Here is a 16,423-nt window from a genome sequence, read left to right as displayed (position 1 = left end):
GGCGGCTGGGGCGCGACGCAGCGCAACGGCGCGCCGTTGCAGCGCGCGGCGGCCGCCGCGATGTGCGGCTGCGCGAATGCATGCACCGTTCACCAGCATGCGCACGCGAGCGCATGGGCAAGCGCGTTGCCGACGTCCGACGCGAAGGGCTTCTGGGGCGCGTTCGGCTGTTCGTGCTGGGCGGTCTGACATGGCGACGCGCACCGCTTACGACACCCCCGCGTGGATCCGCGTGCTGCTGTCGCAGCCGTGGGTCTTGCCGCTCGCGCGCCTCGCGCTGGTGTCCGCCTATTTGCTCGGCGGCGTCGCGAAGGCGCTCGATTTCGACGGCGCGGTCGCGGAACAGGCGCATTTCGGCCTGCAGCCGGCCGCGCTGTGGGCGGCGCTCGCGATCGCCGTCGAGGTCGTCGGCTCGCTGTGCGTGGTGTTTCGCCGCTTCACGTGGCTCGGCGCCGGCAGCCTCGGCATGCTGACGCTGGTCGCGATGTGCGTGGCGAACGATTTCTGGAACCGTTCGGGCGCCGAGCACTTCATGGCGCTCAACAGCTTTTTCGAGCATCTCGGGCTGATCGCGGCACTCGTGCTCGCGACCGTGCTCGACGATGCACGGCAATCGGCCGATGATGGCCGTTCCATTCGATGACGATGCAACAACCAGGACATCCCATGATGAAATCCCTTCGTTCCGTGCTGCTCGCCGCGATGCTCGCGGGCGGCCTCGCCGTTGCGCCCGCGACGTTCGCGAAACCGCCGACGCCGCCCGCCGCAGTGCCGACGGTGGCGGTCGGCCCGCAGTACGACACGACCCACGTGTGCGTCGCACCCGAAGACTTCGACCGCTTCACCGACAGCTTCGTCGCGACGTTCGGCGGCAAGAAGTCGAAGCAGGGCGTGTTCCAGGTCACGCCGACGCCGAGCCAGACGATGTCGCAGCTCGTGCTGACGCCGGTCGGCACGATCTCGGTGTTCGGCTTCAAGACGCCGATCCCGTATCCGTTCTGCGCGGAGCGCACCGGCTATCTCGTGACCGACATGGACGTCGCCGTGAAGTCGGCTCGCGAGCACGGCGCCGACGTGATCGTCGACACGTTTGTCGATCCGATCGGCCGCGACGCGATCGTCACGTGGGCGGGCGGCGTGAACATGCAGCTGTACTGGCACACGCAGGCGCCGCATTACGACGCGCTGCAGACCATCCCCGAAAACCGCGTGTACGTCTCGCCGCAAAGCGTGCGCAAGTTCGTGCACGACTTCGTCAAGTTCTCGAAAGGCAAGGTGGTGTCCGACGACCCGAAGGCGCCGGGCATCGAGATCGGCCGGCCGGACGATACCTACCGCCGCATTCGCGTCGAATCGGGCTTCGGCAAGATGACCGTGCTGGTGACGGACGGCCATCTGCCTTACCCGTTCGGCCGCGAGATGACCGGCTACGAAGTGTCCGATCTCACCGCGACGCTGAAGCAGGCGCAGGCCGCAGGTGTGACCGTGCTCGTGCCGCCGTTCGAGTCGGGCGGCCGCGATGCGGCGCTCGTGCAGTTCCCGGGCGGCTACGTCGCCGAAATCCACGCGAGCGCGGCGCGATGAAGCACGAGGACACGATCCTTGCCGCAGTGGCCGGCTTCGTCGACACGCTGAGCTTCGTCGCGCTGTTCGGGCTGTTCACCGCGCACGTGACCGGCAACTTCGTGCTGATCGGTGCGGGCATCGCGGGCTTCGGCCAGGGCGTCGTGCTGAAGCTCAGCGTGTTTCCGGCGTTCGTGTGCGGCGTGATCGCGGCGAGCCTGATCGCGCGGTCGATGTCCGCGCGGCCCGCATGGCAGGGCACGCGCGTGCTGCATGCGGTGCAGGCCGTGCTGCTGCTCGGCTTCTGCGCGGCAGGCGTGTGGGCGACGCCCGTCACGCAGCCCGACAGCGTCGCCGCGCTGGTGGCCGGCATCGTGGGCACGTTCGCGATGGGCGTGCAGAACGCGCATCCGCGCGTGATCGCCCGCGCGGGCGGCGTGCCGAATACGGTGATGACCGGCAACGTCACGCAGGCGATCCTGGATGCCGTCGACATGCTGTCGCCCGGCACGGCGGACAGCGTGCGCGCCGCCGCGCGCGCACGCTTCGCGAAGATGCTGCCGGCGATCGTCGCGTTCGCGCTCGGCGCGGCGGGCGGTGCGCTCGGGTTCCGCTACGTCGGATTCCTGGCGCTGCTGGTTCCCGTCGGCGCGCTCGCGACGCTGGCGCTGCGCGCGGCGCAAGCGGCCGATGCAACCCCGCAGGCGCGCGCATGAGCGAACGGCGGAGGGGACGCTGCGGCCCCCGCTTCGCGCGGGCCGCGCGCGTGTCGGTCGTCGCGGGACTGCTGTTCGCGGGGACCGACGCTGCGTTCGCGGAAACGGCAGCCGCGTCGTCCCCGATCATCACGCCGGCTTCGACGCAAGAACCGACGCCGGCGTCGAGCGCGTCATCGGCTTCGGCGCCGGCGTCGACGTCGGCAGCCGCCGCCGCATCGACGTGCACCGCCAAGCGGCCGACGGTGCTATTCAACCGCTGGCAGGAAGACTGGTCGGTGCTCGCGAATCCCTGCGTGCCGCATGCGCCGCTCGACGGATTGAAATACATCCCGCTCGGCAACGATCAGGCTTCCTACCTGTCGCTCGGCGTGAACCTGCGTGAGCGTCTGGAGACCAACGACGCGCCGCTGTTCGGCATCGGCTCCGCGCAATCGGATACGTACCTGATCCAGCGCGTCGAAGTGCACGCCGATGCGCACCTCGGCCGGCACTGGCAGTTCTTCGCGCAATTGCAGGACGCGCGCGCGTTCGGCAAGAACACGGTGTCGCCGGTCGACCGGAACCCGCTCGATCTCGAACAGGCGTTCGCGACCTACACGGGGGCGCTCGGCGGCGGCACGGTCAAGTTCCGCGTCGGCCGTCAGGAGATGGCGTTCGACCTGCAGCGCTTCATCGCCGCGCGCGACGGCCCGAACATGCGGCTCGCGTTCGACGCGGTCTGGGCCGATTACGAATACGGAAAGTGGCGCTTCATCGGCTATGCGACGCAGCCGGTGCAGAACCGCAACGCGTCCGATTTCGACGACGTGTCGAATCGCGATCTCACGTTCAGCGGCGTACGCGTCGAGCGGCAGTCGGTCGGGCCTGGCGATCTGTCGGGCTACTGGTCGCGCTACAACCGCCGCGGCGCGCACTTCCTCGATGCGAGCGGCCCCGAGCATCGCGACGTGTGGGACGTGCGCTACACGGGCACGCAGGGCCGCTTCGACTGGGATCTCGAAACGATGCTGCAGACCGGCACGGTCGGCAACGCGACGATCGGCGCGTGGGCCGTCGGTTCGATTGCGGGCTACAAGCTCGACGCGCCGTGGTCGCCGCGCATCGCGCTGCAGGTCGACGCGGCATCGGGCGACCGGCATCCGCACGACGGCCGCGTCGGCACCTTCAATCCGCTGTTTCCGAACGGCTATTACTTCACGCTGGCCGGTTATACGAGTTACGCGAACCTGATTCACGTGAAGCCGTCCGTGACGCTGAAGCCGTCGCCGAGCCTGTCGCTGCTCGGCGCGCTGGGTTTCCAGTGGCGCGAGACGACGGGCGATGCCGTCTATCAGCAGCCGAACGTCCCGGTGCCGGGCACGGCGGGCAAGGGCGGGTCGTGGACGGGCATGTACGTGCAACTGCGCGCGGACTGGACGATCGCGGCGAACCTGATCGGCGCGGTCGAGGCCGTGCATTTCCAGGTCGGCGACGCGATCCGGCAGGCGGGCGGCCACAACGCCGACTACGTCGGCGTCGAGCTGAAGTACGGATGGTGATGCCGCCGCGCGGCATCGTGCGCCCATGAAAAAAGAGCGGCCCCGAGGGGCCGCTCTCCGTTCGAGCGAGCCGGCGGCGTGCCCGGCCCGTTCGCGATCGCGAGGCGATTACAGGTTCGGCGACAGCGTGAGCGCGTTCGTCAGGTCGCCCATCGGCTGCGCACCGTTCGCCTTCAGCGCGTCGTCGCGCTGCTGCAGGCCCGCGAGGCGCGGCAGCGAGAAGCGGCGCGTGATGAAGCGCAGGATCGAACCCGTGTCGTACTGCGTGTGGTCCACGAAACCCTTCTTCGCGTACGGCGACACGATCAGCGCCGGAATGCGGGTGCCCGGGCCCCAGCGGTCGGCATTCGGCGGCGTGGCGTGATCCCAGAAGCCGCCGTTTTCGTCGTACGTGACGACCACGACCATGTTCTTCCACTGCGGGCTGGCCTGCAGGTGCGCGATCACGTCGGCGATGTGCTGGTCGCCGGAGGTGACGTCCGTGTAGCCCGGGTGCTCGTTCAGGTTGCCTTGCGGTTTGTAGAACGCGACTTGCGGCAGCGTGCCCGCATCGATCGCCTTGATGAACTCGGCGCCGTTCGCGCCGCCGTCGAGCAGGTGCTGCGCGCGGCTCGCGGTGCCCGGCGCCTGGTTCGCGAAGTAGTTGAACGGCTGGTGGTGCGGCTGGAAGTTCGGCGTCGACAGGTCGGCGCCGTAGATCACGTTCGACGTGCCGTTCTGGCTCGCCTGCAGCGCCTGGCCCCATGCGCCGCCATACCACGCCCACGACACGCCCGCATTGGTCAGCAGGTCGCCGATGTTGGTCGCCGTCTGCGGCGGCATCGTCGACGGATTGGCCGGATCGGCGAGCAGCGGGTCGCCGCCCGTGGCTGCCTTGTTGCCGCTCGGCTGATACGCCGGCTGCATCGTGTTGACGCCGTAGAAGTCGGGCGTTAGCGCGCCGTCGTTGACGAACTTCGGCGGGCCGCTCAGCGCGGAAGCCGGCGAGTTCGTGGCCACCTTCAGCGACTTGCCGTCGGCGTTCAGCACGGCGATCTTGCCGGCCGCCGGGCTCTTGTCGGCGTTCGGGTAGTACGGTGCGCACGCGCAGATCAGGTACTGGTGGTTCAGGAACGACCCGCCGAACGCGCCCATGAAGAAGTTGTCCGCGAGCACGTACTGCTGCGCGATCTTCCACAGCGGCAGCTTCGACGGATCGGCCGTGTAGTGGCCCATCGTCAGGCCGCCTGCGTCGGTCCAGGCGGCGTACATGTCGTTCTTGCCGCCGTTGATCTGCATCTGGTCCTGGTAGAAGCGATGCACGATGTCGCGCGTCGCGATGCTCATCGACTGGTTGAAGCCTTTCGGATCGTCGATCGCGAACGGCGCGTTCGGCAGGTTCGCCGTCATCGCCTCGGTCACCGCCGGCGTGATGCCGGTCGCGGTCAGGCCGCCCCAGATCTTCGGCAGCGTCGCCATCGTCGAGCCGTCGCGATCCTTCTGCACCGAGTTCGCGGCCGTCACGTTCTGCAGACCGTTCGCGCCCGGGAAATTGCCGTACAGGTTGTCGAAGCTGCGGTTTTCAGCGTAGATCACGACGACGTTCTTGACGGCCGACAGGCCCTGCTGCGTGACGTCGTCGCCGCCGCAGGCGGTCAGGCTGAGCGCTGCCGCAAGGGCGATCGGCGTATAGCGAATCCAGGCGTGCTTCTTCATGCGATGTTCTCTCTCATTCGTCGTTGGTCGCGTGTGGGAACCGGGTGGCGGGAGGGCCGGCGCACGAACCTCGCGGTATCGCCCGGCTGCGCGCATTATCTGGAACCGATTTGACAGCCGGGTGTAGGGGCGCTTTCAATTGACTGTCGGTCGAACGTCATTCAACGGTCACGGAACTGACATAAGCTCCGGCCGATTGCCCACCGCTACTAGAACAACGACGATGCACACCCTTCTGAAATCCTTCGCGTCCGCGCGATCGCTGATCCCCGCCGCGGCGGCGCTCGCGGTGGCCGGCACGCTCGCGGCGCTCGCCGGTTGCGACGCACGGCCCGGCACGAATGCGTCGGCCGCGTCCGTCGTCCCGGCGGCCCAGGCCGCTCCGGCCGTTCCGGCGGTCGCGCCGGCCGGCCAGCCGCAGACGCGCGCGCAGGTGTTCGAGGGCGTGAAGCAGATGACGGCACTCGGCAAGCAGCTGTTCTTCGATCCGTCGCTGTCCGGCTCGGGCAAGCTCGCTTGCGCGTCGTGCCATAGCGCCGAGCATGCGTTCGGGCCGCCGAACGCGCTGTCGGTGCAGCTCGGCGGCGACGACATGCACCGTACCGGCTTTCGCGCGGTACCGTCGCTGAAGTACCTGCGCGGCATCCCGCCGTTCAGCGAGCACTTCCACGATTCGCCGGACGAAGGCGACGAAAGCATCGACGCGGGCCCGACCGGCGGGTTGACCTGGGACGGTCGCGTCGATACGCGCGATGCGCAGGCGCGCATTCCGCTCACGTCGCCGTTCGAGATGAGCAGTTCGCCCGCGCGGGTCGCGAAGGCGGTTCGCGCGGCACCGTATGCCGACGCGTTCCGCAAGGCGTTCGGCGACCAGGTTCTCGGCGACGACCAGGCGACGTTCGATGCGGTGCTGCGCGCGCTCGACGCATTCCAGCAGCAGCCGGCGCTGTTCGATCCGTACACGAGCAAATACGACGCGTATCTGGCCGGCCGCGCAAAGCTCACGCCCGCCGAGTTGCACGGGCTGCAGTTGTTCAACGACGAGAAGAAGGGCAACTGCGCGAGCTGCCACGTCAGCCAGCGCACGCTCGAAGGCGGCCCGCCGCAGTTCAGCGATTTCGGGCTGATCGCGATCGCGGTGCCGCGCAACCGCGCGCTGCCCGTCAATCGCGACCCGCGCTTTTACGATCTCGGCGCATGCGGCCCCGAACGCACCGACCTGAAGGGCCGCGACGAATTCTGCGGATTGTTCCGCACGCCGTCGCTGCGCAACGTCGCGCTGCGCAAGACGTTCTTCCACAACGGCGTGTATCACTCGCTCGAGGAGGTGATGCGCTTCTACGTCGAACGCGACATCCATCCGGAGAAGTTCTACCCGGTCGTGCACGGCAAGGTGCAGATCTACGACGATTTGCCGAAGCGCTACTGGCCGAACATCAACCGCGAGCCGCCGTTCGACCGCAAGCGCGGCGAGCAGCCGGCGCTGAACGCGGCCGAGATCAAGGACGTGATCGCGTTCCTCGGCACGCTGACTGACGGATATCAGCAAACGGCCGCGCCGGCCAAGCCCTAGAAGGCGTTCATTGCAGCACGCATGCTATGCTCGCTCGCTGACGGGCGTGGCGCGTGCCGGAGGGCCGGTTCCCGGTTCGCCGGCATGCGCCGCGCCGTTCGATCGAACATCCAAGGAGAAAAAACATGTCGATGCGTGCATCCCTTTCCGTCGTCACGCGCGTGCTGGCCGGCGCCGCGTGCGCAGCCGCGATGCTGCCCGCCCATGCGCAGAACAACCTGAACTTCCTGAACGACACGCCGATCAGCTATTTCAGCAAGGCCGACCGCGCGTCGCTCACGAAGGCGGTCGTGCAGGCGCGCGACGAAGGCAAGGACGGCGAAACCACGACGTGGCAGAGCAGCGGCCGCGGCACGCAGATCGACGCGAAGCTCACGCCGACCACGACCGAGACGGACGGCAAGACCTGCCGCGAAGTCGCGACCGAAATCACCGCGAAGGGCCAGACGATGACGCTCAAGCCCGTCTACTGCAAGACGGCCGCGGGCAAGTGGCAGTTGCAGAAGCGCTGAGCACGCGCGTGATGAAGCGGGGCGGCGCGCCGCGCACGGTGTCGTGCGGCGTCGTGATTCTCGATGCGGCCGGCCGCGTGTTTCTCGCGCACGCGACGGATACCACGCACTGGGATATTCCGAAGGGGCAGGGCGAACCAGGCGAGACGCCGGCCGATGCCGCGCTGCGCGAACTGCTGGAAGAAACCGGCATCGAGTTCGCGCCGGCACGGTTGCTCGATCTCGGCCGCTTCGCATACCGGCACGACAAGGATCTGCACCTGTTCGCGGTGCAGGTGGCCGAAGGCGAGATCGATCCCGAGCGCTGCACGTGTACGTCGCTGTTTCCGAGCCGCCGCGACGGCTCGATGATCCCCGAGATGGATGCGTACCGCTGGACCGTGCCGGGCGACATCGACACCTATGCGAGCCGCAGTCTCGCGCGGTTGTTTCGCACGAAGCTGCCGCTGGCGGAGCTGCATCGGCGCTTGTCCGGCGCGTGAACGGGCGCCGCGGCTTGTGCTGCCGCCCGCCGCCGTTCGGCGCACGCCCATGAAAAAACCGGCTCCAAGGCCGGTTTTTTTCATGGGCAGGCAGCGGCGGCTTGCGAAGCCGCACGCTCGCTGCGCGGAGCAGGGCCGTCAGGCCGGCTTGCCCCAGCTGTCGCGCAGCCCGACGATCCGGTTGAACACCGGCTTGCCCGGCTTCGAATCGACACGGTCTGCAACGAAGTAGCCGTGGCGCTCGAACTGCAGGCGCGTTTCCGGCGCGACGTCGCCGTTGCCCGGCTCGAGGTACGCCTGCACGATCTTCTTCGAATCGGGGTTCAGCGCGTCGAGGAAGTTCGCGCCGCCTGCGTCCGGATGCGGTTCCTTGAACAGGCGATCGTAGATCCGCACTTCGGCCGGCTGCGCGTGCTTCGCGCTGACCCAGTGGATGTTGCCCTTGACCTTGTACGTGTTCGCGCCTTCGGTGCCCGACTTGCTGTCCGGGAAGTAGTTGCAGTGCACGGCCGTCACGTTGCCGTCGGCGTCCTTGTCGAAGCCCGTGCATTCGATCACGTAGCCGTAGCGCAGGCGCACCTTGTTGCCCGGGAACAGGCGGAAATAGCCCTTCGGCGGATTCTCGACGAAATCCTCGCGCTCGATCCACAGTTCGCGCGAGATCGGGAACGTGCGCACGCCGCGGTCCGGATGATGCGGATGCACGGGCGCCGTGCAGGCTTCCTCGAGGTCTTCCGGATAGTTGTCGATCACGAGCTTCAGCGGATCGAGCACCGCGACCGTACGCGCGGCTTTTTCGTCGAGGTCGTCGCGCAGCGCGCCTTCGAAGATGCTCATGTCGATCCACGAATCGATCTTCGTCACGCCGATCCGCTCGCAGAACAGGCGGATGCTCTCCGGCGTGAAACCGCGGCGGCGAATGCCGACGATCGTCGGCATGCGCGGGTCGTCCCAGCCGTCGACGTGGCCTTCGGTGACGAGCTGCAGCAGCTTGCGTTTGCTGGTGATCGCGTACGTGAGGTTCAGCCGCGAGAATTCGATCTGCTGCGGCAGCGGGCGCGTGAACACGCCGGCTTCCGCGAGTTCGTTCAACACCCAGTCGTACAGCGGGCGGTGATCCTCGAACTCGAGCGTGCACAGCGAATGCGTGATGCCTTCGAGCGCATCCGAGATGCAGTGCGTGTAGTCGTACATCGGATACACGCACCATGCGTCGCCGGTGCGGTAGTGGTGCGCGTAGCGGATCCGGTAGATCACCGGGTCGCGCATGTTCATGTTCGGCGAAGCCATGTCGATCTTCGCGCGCAGCACGTGCTCGCCTTCCTTGAACTCGCCGGCTTTCATGCGGCGGAACAGGTCGAGGTTTTCCTCGGGCGAGCGGTCGCGGAACGGCGACGGCTTGCCGCCTTCGGTCAGCGAGCCGCGGTTCGCGCGCATTTCGTCGGCGCTCTGGCTGTCGACGTACGCCTTGCCGCGCTGGATGAGCAGCTCGGCGAATTCGTACAGTTTGTCGTAGTAGTCGCTCGCGAAATACTGATGATCGACCGCGTCCTTGCGCCAGTCGAAGCCGAGCCAGCGCACCGCGTCGACGATCGAGTCGACGTATTCGACGCTTTCCTTTTCCGGGTTCGTGTCGTCGAAGCGCAGGTGGCACACGCCGCCGTAGTCGCGCGCGACGCTGAAGTTCAGGCAGATGCTCTTCGCGTGACCGATGTGCAGATAGCCGTTCGGCTCGGGCGGGAAGCGCGTCTCGACGCGGCCGCCCCATTTGCCGGTGCGGTTGTCGTCGTCGATGATGTTGCGGATGAAATTGGAAGCCGCGGGGGCGTCGTTGCGTTCGGTGCTCATGCGGTTGGCGTCAGGGTTGTGTCGGCGCGTCGCGCCGGTTTAATCCTGTAATTCTACCTGACCGGGGTCCGTCCCGCGCGGCCTGCCGGTCGGGCGACGCGCGTTCGCGATGCGTACCGCAATATATCGAGTGTGTGTCGGCTGTAACACGACGTAAATCGGATTGCCGGTGCCATTCGGCTTTTCCTATGATGGCGTTACCGATTCAATGCCGCCATTCGCGATTTTTGCGTGGCGGGAGGACGCCAATAATCATGATGAAGAAGACCACTTTTCTCGTTCGTACCGCGGTGATCGTCGCGGCCCTGTCGCAACTCGGCGCATGCGCGATGACGCATACGCAGCGCAATGCCGGTATCGGCGCGGCCGCAGGCGGCGCGCTCGGCTACCTGATCACGGGCGGGCCGGTCGGCACGGTCGCCGGGGCGGCGGCAGGCGGCCTGGTCGGCGCCGGCGTACGCTGATTCACGCCGGCGCGTGCGGGCCTCGCCGCCGGCTCGCGCGCTCGCCGGCCGGGCGTGATGCCGTTCCGTACGCGTAACGGCCCGCCCGCACACCCCTTCCGTTTTTCGACAGGCAACATCAGGGAGGAACGGGTGTGCGACACTTCGTCGACGCCACATAACGACTTCATTCGTCGACGAATCCTTTCATGAGCGACCCCCTCGTATTGGTGCTGCCGGGCTACGGCAACTCCGGCCCGTTCCACTGGCAAAGCCGCTGGGAGCGCGCCGACGCGCGTTTCGTGCGCGTCGCGATGCCCGACTGGGAGCGGGCATTCCGCAACGGCTGGTGTCTCGCGCTCGACCGGGCGGTCGAAGCCGCGCGCGGGCCGGTGCTGATCGCCGGCCACAGTCTCGGCACGCTGACCGCCGCATGGTGGGCGACCCGCTACGCGCGGCCGGCCGCGCTCGCGAAAGTGCGCGGCGCGCTGCTGGTCGCGCTGCCCGATCCCGCCGGGCCGGCGTTTCCGGCCGACACGCACGGCTTCGGCCCGGTGCCGCACGAACGGTTGCCGTTTCCGACCTGCGTCGTCGCAAGCAGCGACGATCCGTACGGTTCGCTCGCCTTCGCGCGCGGCTGCGCGAACGCGTGGGGCAGCACGTTCCACGAGCTCGGCCCGCGCGGCCACATCAACGCCGACAGCGGGCTCGGCGACTGGCCGCAAGCGCGCGGCTGGCTCGATGCGCTCGCACGTTAGTGCGTCTGCTCGTCGTGCGCGAGTCACGGCCGTCTGATCCGATCGTCGTCATCCGGTGCGCCGCCGCGACGCCGTCACCCGAACCGCGTCAGATCGCCTGTTTCGCCTTCAACGCCGCGATCCGCTCGTCGTCGTAGCCGAGCATGTCGCGCAGCACGTCGTCCGTCTGCGCGCCGAGCAGCGGCGGGGCCGTGCGCGCGTCGGGCGGCGTCGCGCTCATCCGGATCGGGTTGCGCACGAGCTTTACCTCCGCGCCGCACGGGTGCGGCAGCGACACCTGCATCCCGCGCGCGACCACCTGCTCGTTGTCGAACACCTCGTCGAGATCGTTGATCGGCCCGCACGGCACGCCGGCCGCTTCGAGCGCGCCGATCCAGTCGGCCTTGTCGCGCGCCTTCACCATCTCCGCGAGGATCGGCACCAGCGTGTCGCGATGGCGCACGCGCGACGGATTCGTCGCGAAGCGCTCGTCGTCGGCCAGCTCGGGCCGCCCGCCGGCCTCGACGAACTTGCGGAACTGCCCGTCGTTGCCGACCGCGACGATGATCCAGCCGTCGCGCGTCTGGAACGTCTGGTACGGCACGATGTTCGGATGCGCGTTGCCCCAGCGCACCGGCGGCTTGCCGCTCGCGAGGAAGTTGGTGTTCATGTTCGCGAGCAGCGCGACCTGCACGTCGAGCAGTGCCATGTCGATGTACTGACCTTCGCCCGTGCGGTCGCGGTGCGCGAGCGCGGCGAGCACGGCGATCGTCGAATAGAGGCCGGTCGCGAGATCGGCGATCGCGACGCCGGCCTTCTGCGGGCCGCCGCCCGGCTCGCCGTCGCGTTCGCCGGTGATGCTCATGAAGCCGCCGATGCCCTGCACGATGAAATCGTAGCCCGCGCGATGCGCATACGGGCCAGTCTGGCCGAAGCCGGTGACCGAGCAATAGACGAGATCGGGCTTCACCGCGCGCAGCGCGTCGTAGTCGAGCCCGTATTTCTTCAGCTGGCCGACCTTGTAGTTCTCGAGCACGACGTCGCTTTGCGCGGCGAGCTCGCGCACGATCTGCTGGCCCTCCGGCGTCGCGATGTCGATCGTCACCGAGCGCTTGTTGCGATTCGCCGCGAGGTAGTACGCGGCCTCGGCGGTATCCGCGCCGTCCGCGTCCTTCAGGTACGGCGGGCCCCAGTGGCGCGTGTCGTCGCCGGCGCCCGGGCGCTCGACCTTGATCACGTCCGCGCCGAAATCGGCAAGGGTCTGCGCGCACCACGGGCCCGCGAGCACGCGGGTGAGGTCCAGCACGCGGATATGGCTCAGGGCACCCATCGTCGAAACGTCTCCTTTCATGGCTGGCCTGCCTTGCCGGGCACGGCCGATTGGCATGCCGAGCATCTTAAGGCGAATCGGCCGCGCCGGTGGCCCAGGCCGGTCGTCCGGCGCAGCGGGCCGCTGCCGCTTGGGCGGGCGGTCTGTATCGTATAATCGATCGTTTCCGAATCCATGCCGCCGCGCGCCCCGCCTGGGGCGCCGGCGTTTGAAGCCGTCTTTGCCAGACTGTCCCCGCACGCCATGAAAGCTGCCGAAATCCGCGAGAAATTCCTCAAATTCTTCGAATCGAAGGGCCACACGATCGTCCGCTCGTCGAGCCTCGTGCCCGGTAACGATCCCACGCTGATGTTCACGAACTCGGGCATGGTCCAGTTCAAGGACGTCTTCCTCGGCACGGACCCGCGCCCGTACTCGCGCGCCACCACCGCGCAGCGCAGCGTGCGGGCGGGCGGCAAGCACAACGACCTCGAGAACGTCGGCTACACGGCGCGCCATCACACGTTCTTCGAGATGCTCGGCAATTTCTCGTTCGGCGACTACTTCAAGCACGACGCGATCAAGTTCGCGTGGGAGCTGCTGACCACGGTCTATCAGCTGCCGAAGGAAAAACTGTGGGTCACCGTCTACCAGGAAGACGACGAAGCGTACGACATCTGGGCGAAGGACGTCGGCGTGCCGACCGAGCGGATCATCCGGATCGGCGACAACAAGGGCGCGCGCTACGCGTCGGACAACTTCTGGACGATGGGCGACACCGGCCCGTGCGGCCCGTGTACCGAAATCTTCTACGACCACGGCCCGGACGTGTGGGGCGGGCCGCCGGGGTCGCCCGAAGAGGACGGCGACCGCTACATCGAGATCTGGAACCTCGTGTTCATGCAGTTCAACCGCGATGCGCAGGGCAACATGACGCGCCTGCCGAAACAGTCGGTCGACACCGGCATGGGCCTCGAGCGCCTGGCCGCGGTGCTGCAGCACGTGCACAGCAACTACGAGATCGACCTGTTCCAGAACCTGATCAAGGCCGCCGCGCGCGTGACCGAGATCAGCGACCTCACGAACAACTCGCTGAAGGTGATCGCCGATCACATCCGCGCGTGCTCGTTCCTGATCGTCGACGGCGTGATCCCCGGCAACGAAGGCCGCGGCTACGTGCTGCGCCGGATCGTGCGCCGCGCGATCCGCCACGGCTACAAGCTGGGCCGCAAGGGCGCGTTCTTCCACAAGCTGGTGGCCGACCTCGTCGCCGAGATGGGCACGGCCTATCCGGAGCTGAAGGAAGCCGAACAGCGCGTGACCGACGTGCTGCGCCAGGAAGAGGAGCGCTTCTTCGAAACGATCGAGCACGGGATGTCGATCCTCGAGGCCGCGCTCGCCGACGTCGACGCGAAGGGCGGCAAGGTGCTCGACGGCGAACTCGCGTTCAAGCTGCACGACACGTACGGCTTCCCGCTGGATCTGACGGCCGACGTGTGCCGCGAGCGCGGGATGACGGTCGACGAGCCGGCATTCGACGACGCGATGGCGCGCCAGCGCGAGCAGGCACGCGCGGCCGGCAAGTTCAAGGCGACGCAGGGCCTCGAATACACGGGCGCGAAGACCACGTTCCACGGTTACGAGGAAATCGCGTTCGACGACGCGAAGGTCGTCGCGCTGTACGTCGACGGTTCGGCCGTCAACGAAGTGAAGGCCGGCCAGGATGCGGTCGTCGTGCTCGATCACACGCCGTTCTACGCGGAATCGGGCGGCCAGGTCGGCGACCAGGGCGTGCTCGCGAATGCATCGACGCGCTTCGCCGTGGCCGACACGCTGAAGGTGCAGGCCGACGTGATCGGCCACCACGGCACGCTGGAGCAGGGCACGCTCAAGGTCGGCGACGTGCTGCGCGCGGAAATCGACGCGCAGCGCCGCGCACGCACGCAGCGCAACCACTCGGCCACGCACCTGATGCACAAGGCGCTGCGCGAAGTGCTCGGCGCGCACGTGCAGCAGAAGGGTTCGCTCGTCGACGCGGACAAGACCCGTTTCGACTTCGCGCACAACGCGCCGATGACCGACGACGAGATCCGTCGCGTCGAGCAGATCGTCAACGCCGAAATCCTCGCGAACGCGCCGGGCATCGTGCGCGTGATGCCGTACGACGAAGCGGTGAAGGGCGGCGCGATGGCGCTGTTCGGCGAGAAGTACGGCGACGAAGTGCGCGTGCTCGACCTCGGCTTCTCGCGCGAACTGTGCGGCGGCACGCACGTGCACCGCACCGGCGACATCGGCCTGTTCAAGATCGTGATGGAAGGCGGCGTCGCGGCCGGCATCCGCCGCGTCGAGGCGATCACCGGCGACAACGCGGTGCGCTACGTGCAGGAGCTCGACGCGCGTGTGAACGAAGCGGCGGCCGCGCTGAAGGCGCAGCCGTCGGAACTCACGCAGCGCATCGCGCAGGTGCAGGACCAGGTGAAGGCGCTCGAGAAGGAACTGGGCGCGCTGAAGTCGAAGCTCGCGTCGAGCCAGGGCGACGAGCTCGCGCAGCAGGCCGTCGAAGTCGGCGGCGTGTACGTGCTGGCCGCGACGCTCGACGGCGCGGACGCGAAGACGCTGCGCGAAACGGTCGACAAGTTGAAGGACAAGCTGAAGAACGCGGCGATCGTGCTGGCGGCCGTCGAAGGCGGCAAGGTCAGCCTGATCGCGGGCGTCACGCCGGATGCGAGCAAGAAGGTCAAGGCCGGCGAGCTCGTGAACTTCGTCGCGCAGCAGGTCGGCGGCAAGGGCGGCGGCCGTCCGGACATGGCGCAGGCAGGCGGCACCGAGCCGGCGAACCTGCCGGGCGCGCTGGCCGGCGTGAAGGGCTGGGTCGAAGAACGGCTCTGATCGTTGTACGACCGACGCGACGTCGTCGTACCGACGGCATCGCGTGAAGCGAAAAACGACCCGATCGGCAGCGGTGCCGGTCGGGTCGTTTCGTTTGTGCCGTACCGGCGCGTCGCTCGATGCGGCGACGCGCGAGCCCGGTCAGGCCGGCACGGTCGCGGTCGGCTTCGCCGCGTCGCCGGGCTGTCGCGCGGCGTCGGTGAGCGCATCGCGCAACGCGGCGAGCGCCGCCGACGCATAACCCTGCCGCCACGCGAGCAGCGTGTCGATGCCTTCCAGTTCGGGAATCGTGTGCGCGGCGATGTTACCGGGCTCGGGCTGCAGATTCAGCACCGAACGCGGCGCGACCGCGATGCCCGCGCCGGCCGCGACGCACGCGACGATCGCGTGATACGAGCCGAGCTCGAGCACGCGCGCCGGCTTCGCGCCGTGCGCCGCGTACCATTGCTCGACGTACTTGCGATACGCGCAGCCGCGCTCGAACGCGACCAGCGTCGGCAGGAGCACGTCGCGCGGCGTGCGCACCGGCGGATGGCCGCGCGGGGTGAGCAGCACGAGATCCTCGCGGAAGATCGGCACCGTCTCGAACGTGTCGGGCAGCGTGTCCGGCTCGGGCGGGCGCGCGAACAGCGCGGCGTCGATTTCGAAGTCGCGCACGCGGTCGATCAGGCAGCCCGTCGTGCCCGTCAGCAGTTCGAGCGATACGTCGGGCCATGCATGGTGGTAGCGCGCGAGGAGGGTCGGCAGCCGGCTCGCGGCCGTGCTTTCCATCGTGCCGAGCCGCAGCCGGCCGCGCGGCGTGTCCTCGCGCACCGCATCGCGCGCCTCGTCGGCGAGCGCGAGCAGGCGCTCCGCATACGGCAGCAGCGTATGCCCGGCCGGCGTCAGCACGAGCCGGCGGCCGTCGCGCACGAACAGCGCCGCGCCGAGTTCCTCCTCCAGCTGCTTGATGCGCGTCGTGACGTTCGACTGCACGCGATTGAGCTTGGCCGCCGCGCGCGTCACGCCGTTCTCGCGCACCACCGCCCGGAAGATCGCCAGCGCCGCCAGGTCCATGATTCTCTCCATGGGATGACTTGATTCTCAATTATTCATTTTCAGAGAACGTTTGGTCA

Annotated in this window: 15 protein-coding genes; 11 read left to right on the top strand and 4 right to left on the bottom strand. The window is 68.0% G+C overall.

The genetic code is table 11. The annotated features are described in order from the left end of the window. The 5 genes from WT53_RS03320 to WT53_RS03300 all read left to right on the top strand — a co-directional run. Positions 1 to 189 (top strand): hypothetical protein (locus WT53_RS03320; RefSeq protein WP_156447850.1); only part of this gene is annotated, 189 nt, incomplete at its 5' end. Between the two features lies 1 nt (position 190). Beyond that, the gene (locus WT53_RS03315; RefSeq protein ID WP_060258494.1) at positions 191 to 643 is read left to right on the top strand and encodes a DoxX family protein; all 453 of its coding nucleotides are present in this window, start codon (positions 191 to 193) and stop codon (positions 641 to 643) included. Positions 644 to 669: 26 nt separating this feature from the next. Next, entirely contained in the window at positions 670 to 1,584 is a 915-nt protein-coding gene (locus tag WT53_RS03310) for a VOC family protein (protein WP_060258497.1), read from the top strand. Further along, a complete protein-coding gene (locus tag WT53_RS03305; RefSeq protein WP_060258491.1) occupies positions 1,581 to 2,279 on the top strand; it encodes a YoaK family protein in 699 nt (232 codons plus the stop codon). Before WT53_RS03310 ends, WT53_RS03305 begins: the two co-directional genes overlap by 4 nt. Next, positions 2,276 to 3,820: an alginate export family protein gene (locus WT53_RS03300; RefSeq protein WP_060258488.1), complete on the top strand. Its 1,545-nt coding sequence runs from the start codon at positions 2,276 to 2,278 to the stop codon at positions 3,818 to 3,820. Before WT53_RS03305 ends, WT53_RS03300 begins: the two co-directional genes overlap by 4 nt. 108 nt (positions 3,821 to 3,928) lie before the next feature. Here WT53_RS03300 and WT53_RS03295 read toward each other — a convergent pair whose 3' ends face one another. Further along, the gene (locus tag WT53_RS03295; protein WP_034207042.1) at positions 3,929 to 5,515 is read right to left on the bottom strand and encodes an acid phosphatase; all 1,587 of its coding nucleotides are present in this window, start codon (positions 5,513 to 5,515) and stop codon (positions 3,929 to 3,931) included. A gap of 223 nt (positions 5,516 to 5,738) precedes the next feature. On the opposite strand from WT53_RS03295, the gene WT53_RS03290 reads away from it, so the two are divergent. The 3 genes from WT53_RS03290 to WT53_RS03280 all read left to right on the top strand — a co-directional run bounded on the left by WT53_RS03290 (position 5,739) and on the right by WT53_RS03280 (position 8,082). Next, on the top strand, positions 5,739 to 7,088 hold the full coding sequence (locus WT53_RS03290) for a cytochrome-c peroxidase (protein WP_059780227.1): 1,350 nt from the start codon (positions 5,739 to 5,741) through the stop codon (positions 7,086 to 7,088). A 125-nt stretch (positions 7,089 to 7,213) separates the two neighbouring features. Next, a complete protein-coding gene (locus WT53_RS03285; RefSeq protein ID WP_060258485.1) occupies positions 7,214 to 7,600 on the top strand; it encodes a hypothetical protein in 387 nt (128 codons plus the stop codon). An 11-nt stretch (positions 7,601 to 7,611) separates the two neighbouring features. Continuing rightward, on the top strand, positions 7,612 to 8,082 hold the full coding sequence (locus WT53_RS03280) for an NUDIX hydrolase (protein WP_034207045.1): 471 nt from the start codon (positions 7,612 to 7,614) through the stop codon (positions 8,080 to 8,082). 138 nt (positions 8,083 to 8,220) lie between these two features. Here the strand turns inward: WT53_RS03280 and WT53_RS03275 are convergent, their stop codons facing one another. Then, entirely contained in the window at positions 8,221 to 9,930 is a 1,710-nt protein-coding gene (locus WT53_RS03275) for a glutamine--tRNA ligase/YqeY domain fusion protein (protein ID WP_034207046.1), read from the bottom strand. A 254-nt stretch (positions 9,931 to 10,184) separates the two neighbouring features. On the opposite strand from WT53_RS03275, the gene WT53_RS03270 reads away from it, so the two are divergent. Both WT53_RS03270 and WT53_RS03265 read left to right on the top strand, forming a co-directional pair. Then, the gene (locus tag WT53_RS03270; RefSeq protein ID WP_006497729.1) at positions 10,185 to 10,394 is read left to right on the top strand and encodes an ornithine acetyltransferase; all 210 of its coding nucleotides are present in this window, start codon (positions 10,185 to 10,187) and stop codon (positions 10,392 to 10,394) included. A gap of 188 nt (positions 10,395 to 10,582) precedes the next feature. After that, positions 10,583 to 11,131 carry an alpha/beta hydrolase gene (locus WT53_RS03265; protein ID WP_060258482.1) on the top strand — a complete coding sequence of 183 codons (549 nt, stop codon included), beginning with the start codon at positions 10,583 to 10,585 and terminating at the stop codon, positions 11,129 to 11,131. 88 nt (positions 11,132 to 11,219) lie between these two features. Here WT53_RS03265 and WT53_RS03260 read toward each other — a convergent pair whose 3' ends face one another. Next, positions 11,220 to 12,440, bottom strand: coding sequence for a CaiB/BaiF CoA-transferase family protein (locus tag WT53_RS03260; RefSeq protein WP_059837161.1), 1,221 nt, complete (start codon positions 12,438 to 12,440; stop codon positions 11,220 to 11,222). Between the two features lie 243 nt (positions 12,441 to 12,683). Between WT53_RS03260 and alaS the strand changes: the two genes are divergently transcribed. Then, positions 12,684 to 15,308 carry an alanine--tRNA ligase gene (gene alaS / locus WT53_RS03255; protein WP_060258479.1) on the top strand — a complete coding sequence of 875 codons (2,625 nt, stop codon included), beginning with the start codon at positions 12,684 to 12,686 and terminating at the stop codon, positions 15,306 to 15,308. Positions 15,309 to 15,449: 141 nt separating this feature from the next. Here the strand turns inward: alaS and WT53_RS03250 are convergent, their stop codons facing one another. After that, positions 15,450 to 16,364 carry a LysR family transcriptional regulator gene (locus tag WT53_RS03250; protein ID WP_034207050.1) on the bottom strand — a complete coding sequence of 305 codons (915 nt, stop codon included), beginning with the start codon at positions 16,362 to 16,364 and terminating at the stop codon, positions 15,450 to 15,452. Positions 16,365 to 16,423 lie beyond the last annotated feature (59 nt).

It is taken from the genome of Burkholderia sp. MSMB2157WGS, from assembly GCF_001532755.1.
In the GTDB taxonomy this organism is placed as follows: Bacteria; Pseudomonadota; Gammaproteobacteria; order Burkholderiales; family Burkholderiaceae; genus Burkholderia.
Note: the sequence above shows the minus strand (reverse complement) of the source record. Positions and strands in the feature narration are given on the sequence as shown.

Coding starts and splice junctions, on each gene's coding strand:
- WT53_RS03315 (WP_060258494.1), top strand. CDS start 191: ATGGCGACGCGCACCGCTTACGACACCCCCGCGTGGATCCGCGTGCTG.
- WT53_RS03310 (WP_060258497.1), top strand. CDS start 670: ATGAAATCCCTTCGTTCCGTGCTGCTCGCCGCGATGCTCGCGGGCGGC.
- WT53_RS03305 (WP_060258491.1), top strand. CDS start 1,581: ATGAAGCACGAGGACACGATCCTTGCCGCAGTGGCCGGCTTCGTCGAC.
- WT53_RS03300 (WP_060258488.1), top strand. CDS start 2,276: ATGAGCGAACGGCGGAGGGGACGCTGCGGCCCCCGCTTCGCGCGGGCC.
- WT53_RS03295 (WP_034207042.1), bottom strand. CDS start 5,515: ATGAAGAAGCACGCCTGGATTCGCTATACGCCGATCGCCCTTGCGGCA.
- WT53_RS03290 (WP_059780227.1), top strand. CDS start 5,739: ATGCACACCCTTCTGAAATCCTTCGCGTCCGCGCGATCGCTGATCCCC.
- WT53_RS03285 (WP_060258485.1), top strand. CDS start 7,214: ATGTCGATGCGTGCATCCCTTTCCGTCGTCACGCGCGTGCTGGCCGGC.
- WT53_RS03280 (WP_034207045.1), top strand. CDS start 7,612: ATGAAGCGGGGCGGCGCGCCGCGCACGGTGTCGTGCGGCGTCGTGATT.
- WT53_RS03275 (WP_034207046.1), bottom strand. CDS start 9,930: ATGAGCACCGAACGCAACGACGCCCCCGCGGCTTCCAATTTCATCCGC.
- WT53_RS03270 (WP_006497729.1), top strand. CDS start 10,185: ATGATGAAGAAGACCACTTTTCTCGTTCGTACCGCGGTGATCGTCGCG.
- WT53_RS03265 (WP_060258482.1), top strand. CDS start 10,583: ATGAGCGACCCCCTCGTATTGGTGCTGCCGGGCTACGGCAACTCCGGC.
- WT53_RS03260 (WP_059837161.1), bottom strand. CDS start 12,440: ATGGGTGCCCTGAGCCATATCCGCGTGCTGGACCTCACCCGCGTGCTC.
- alaS (WP_060258479.1), top strand. CDS start 12,684: ATGAAAGCTGCCGAAATCCGCGAGAAATTCCTCAAATTCTTCGAATCG.
- WT53_RS03250 (WP_034207050.1), bottom strand. CDS start 16,364: ATGGACCTGGCGGCGCTGGCGATCTTCCGGGCGGTGGTGCGCGAGAAC.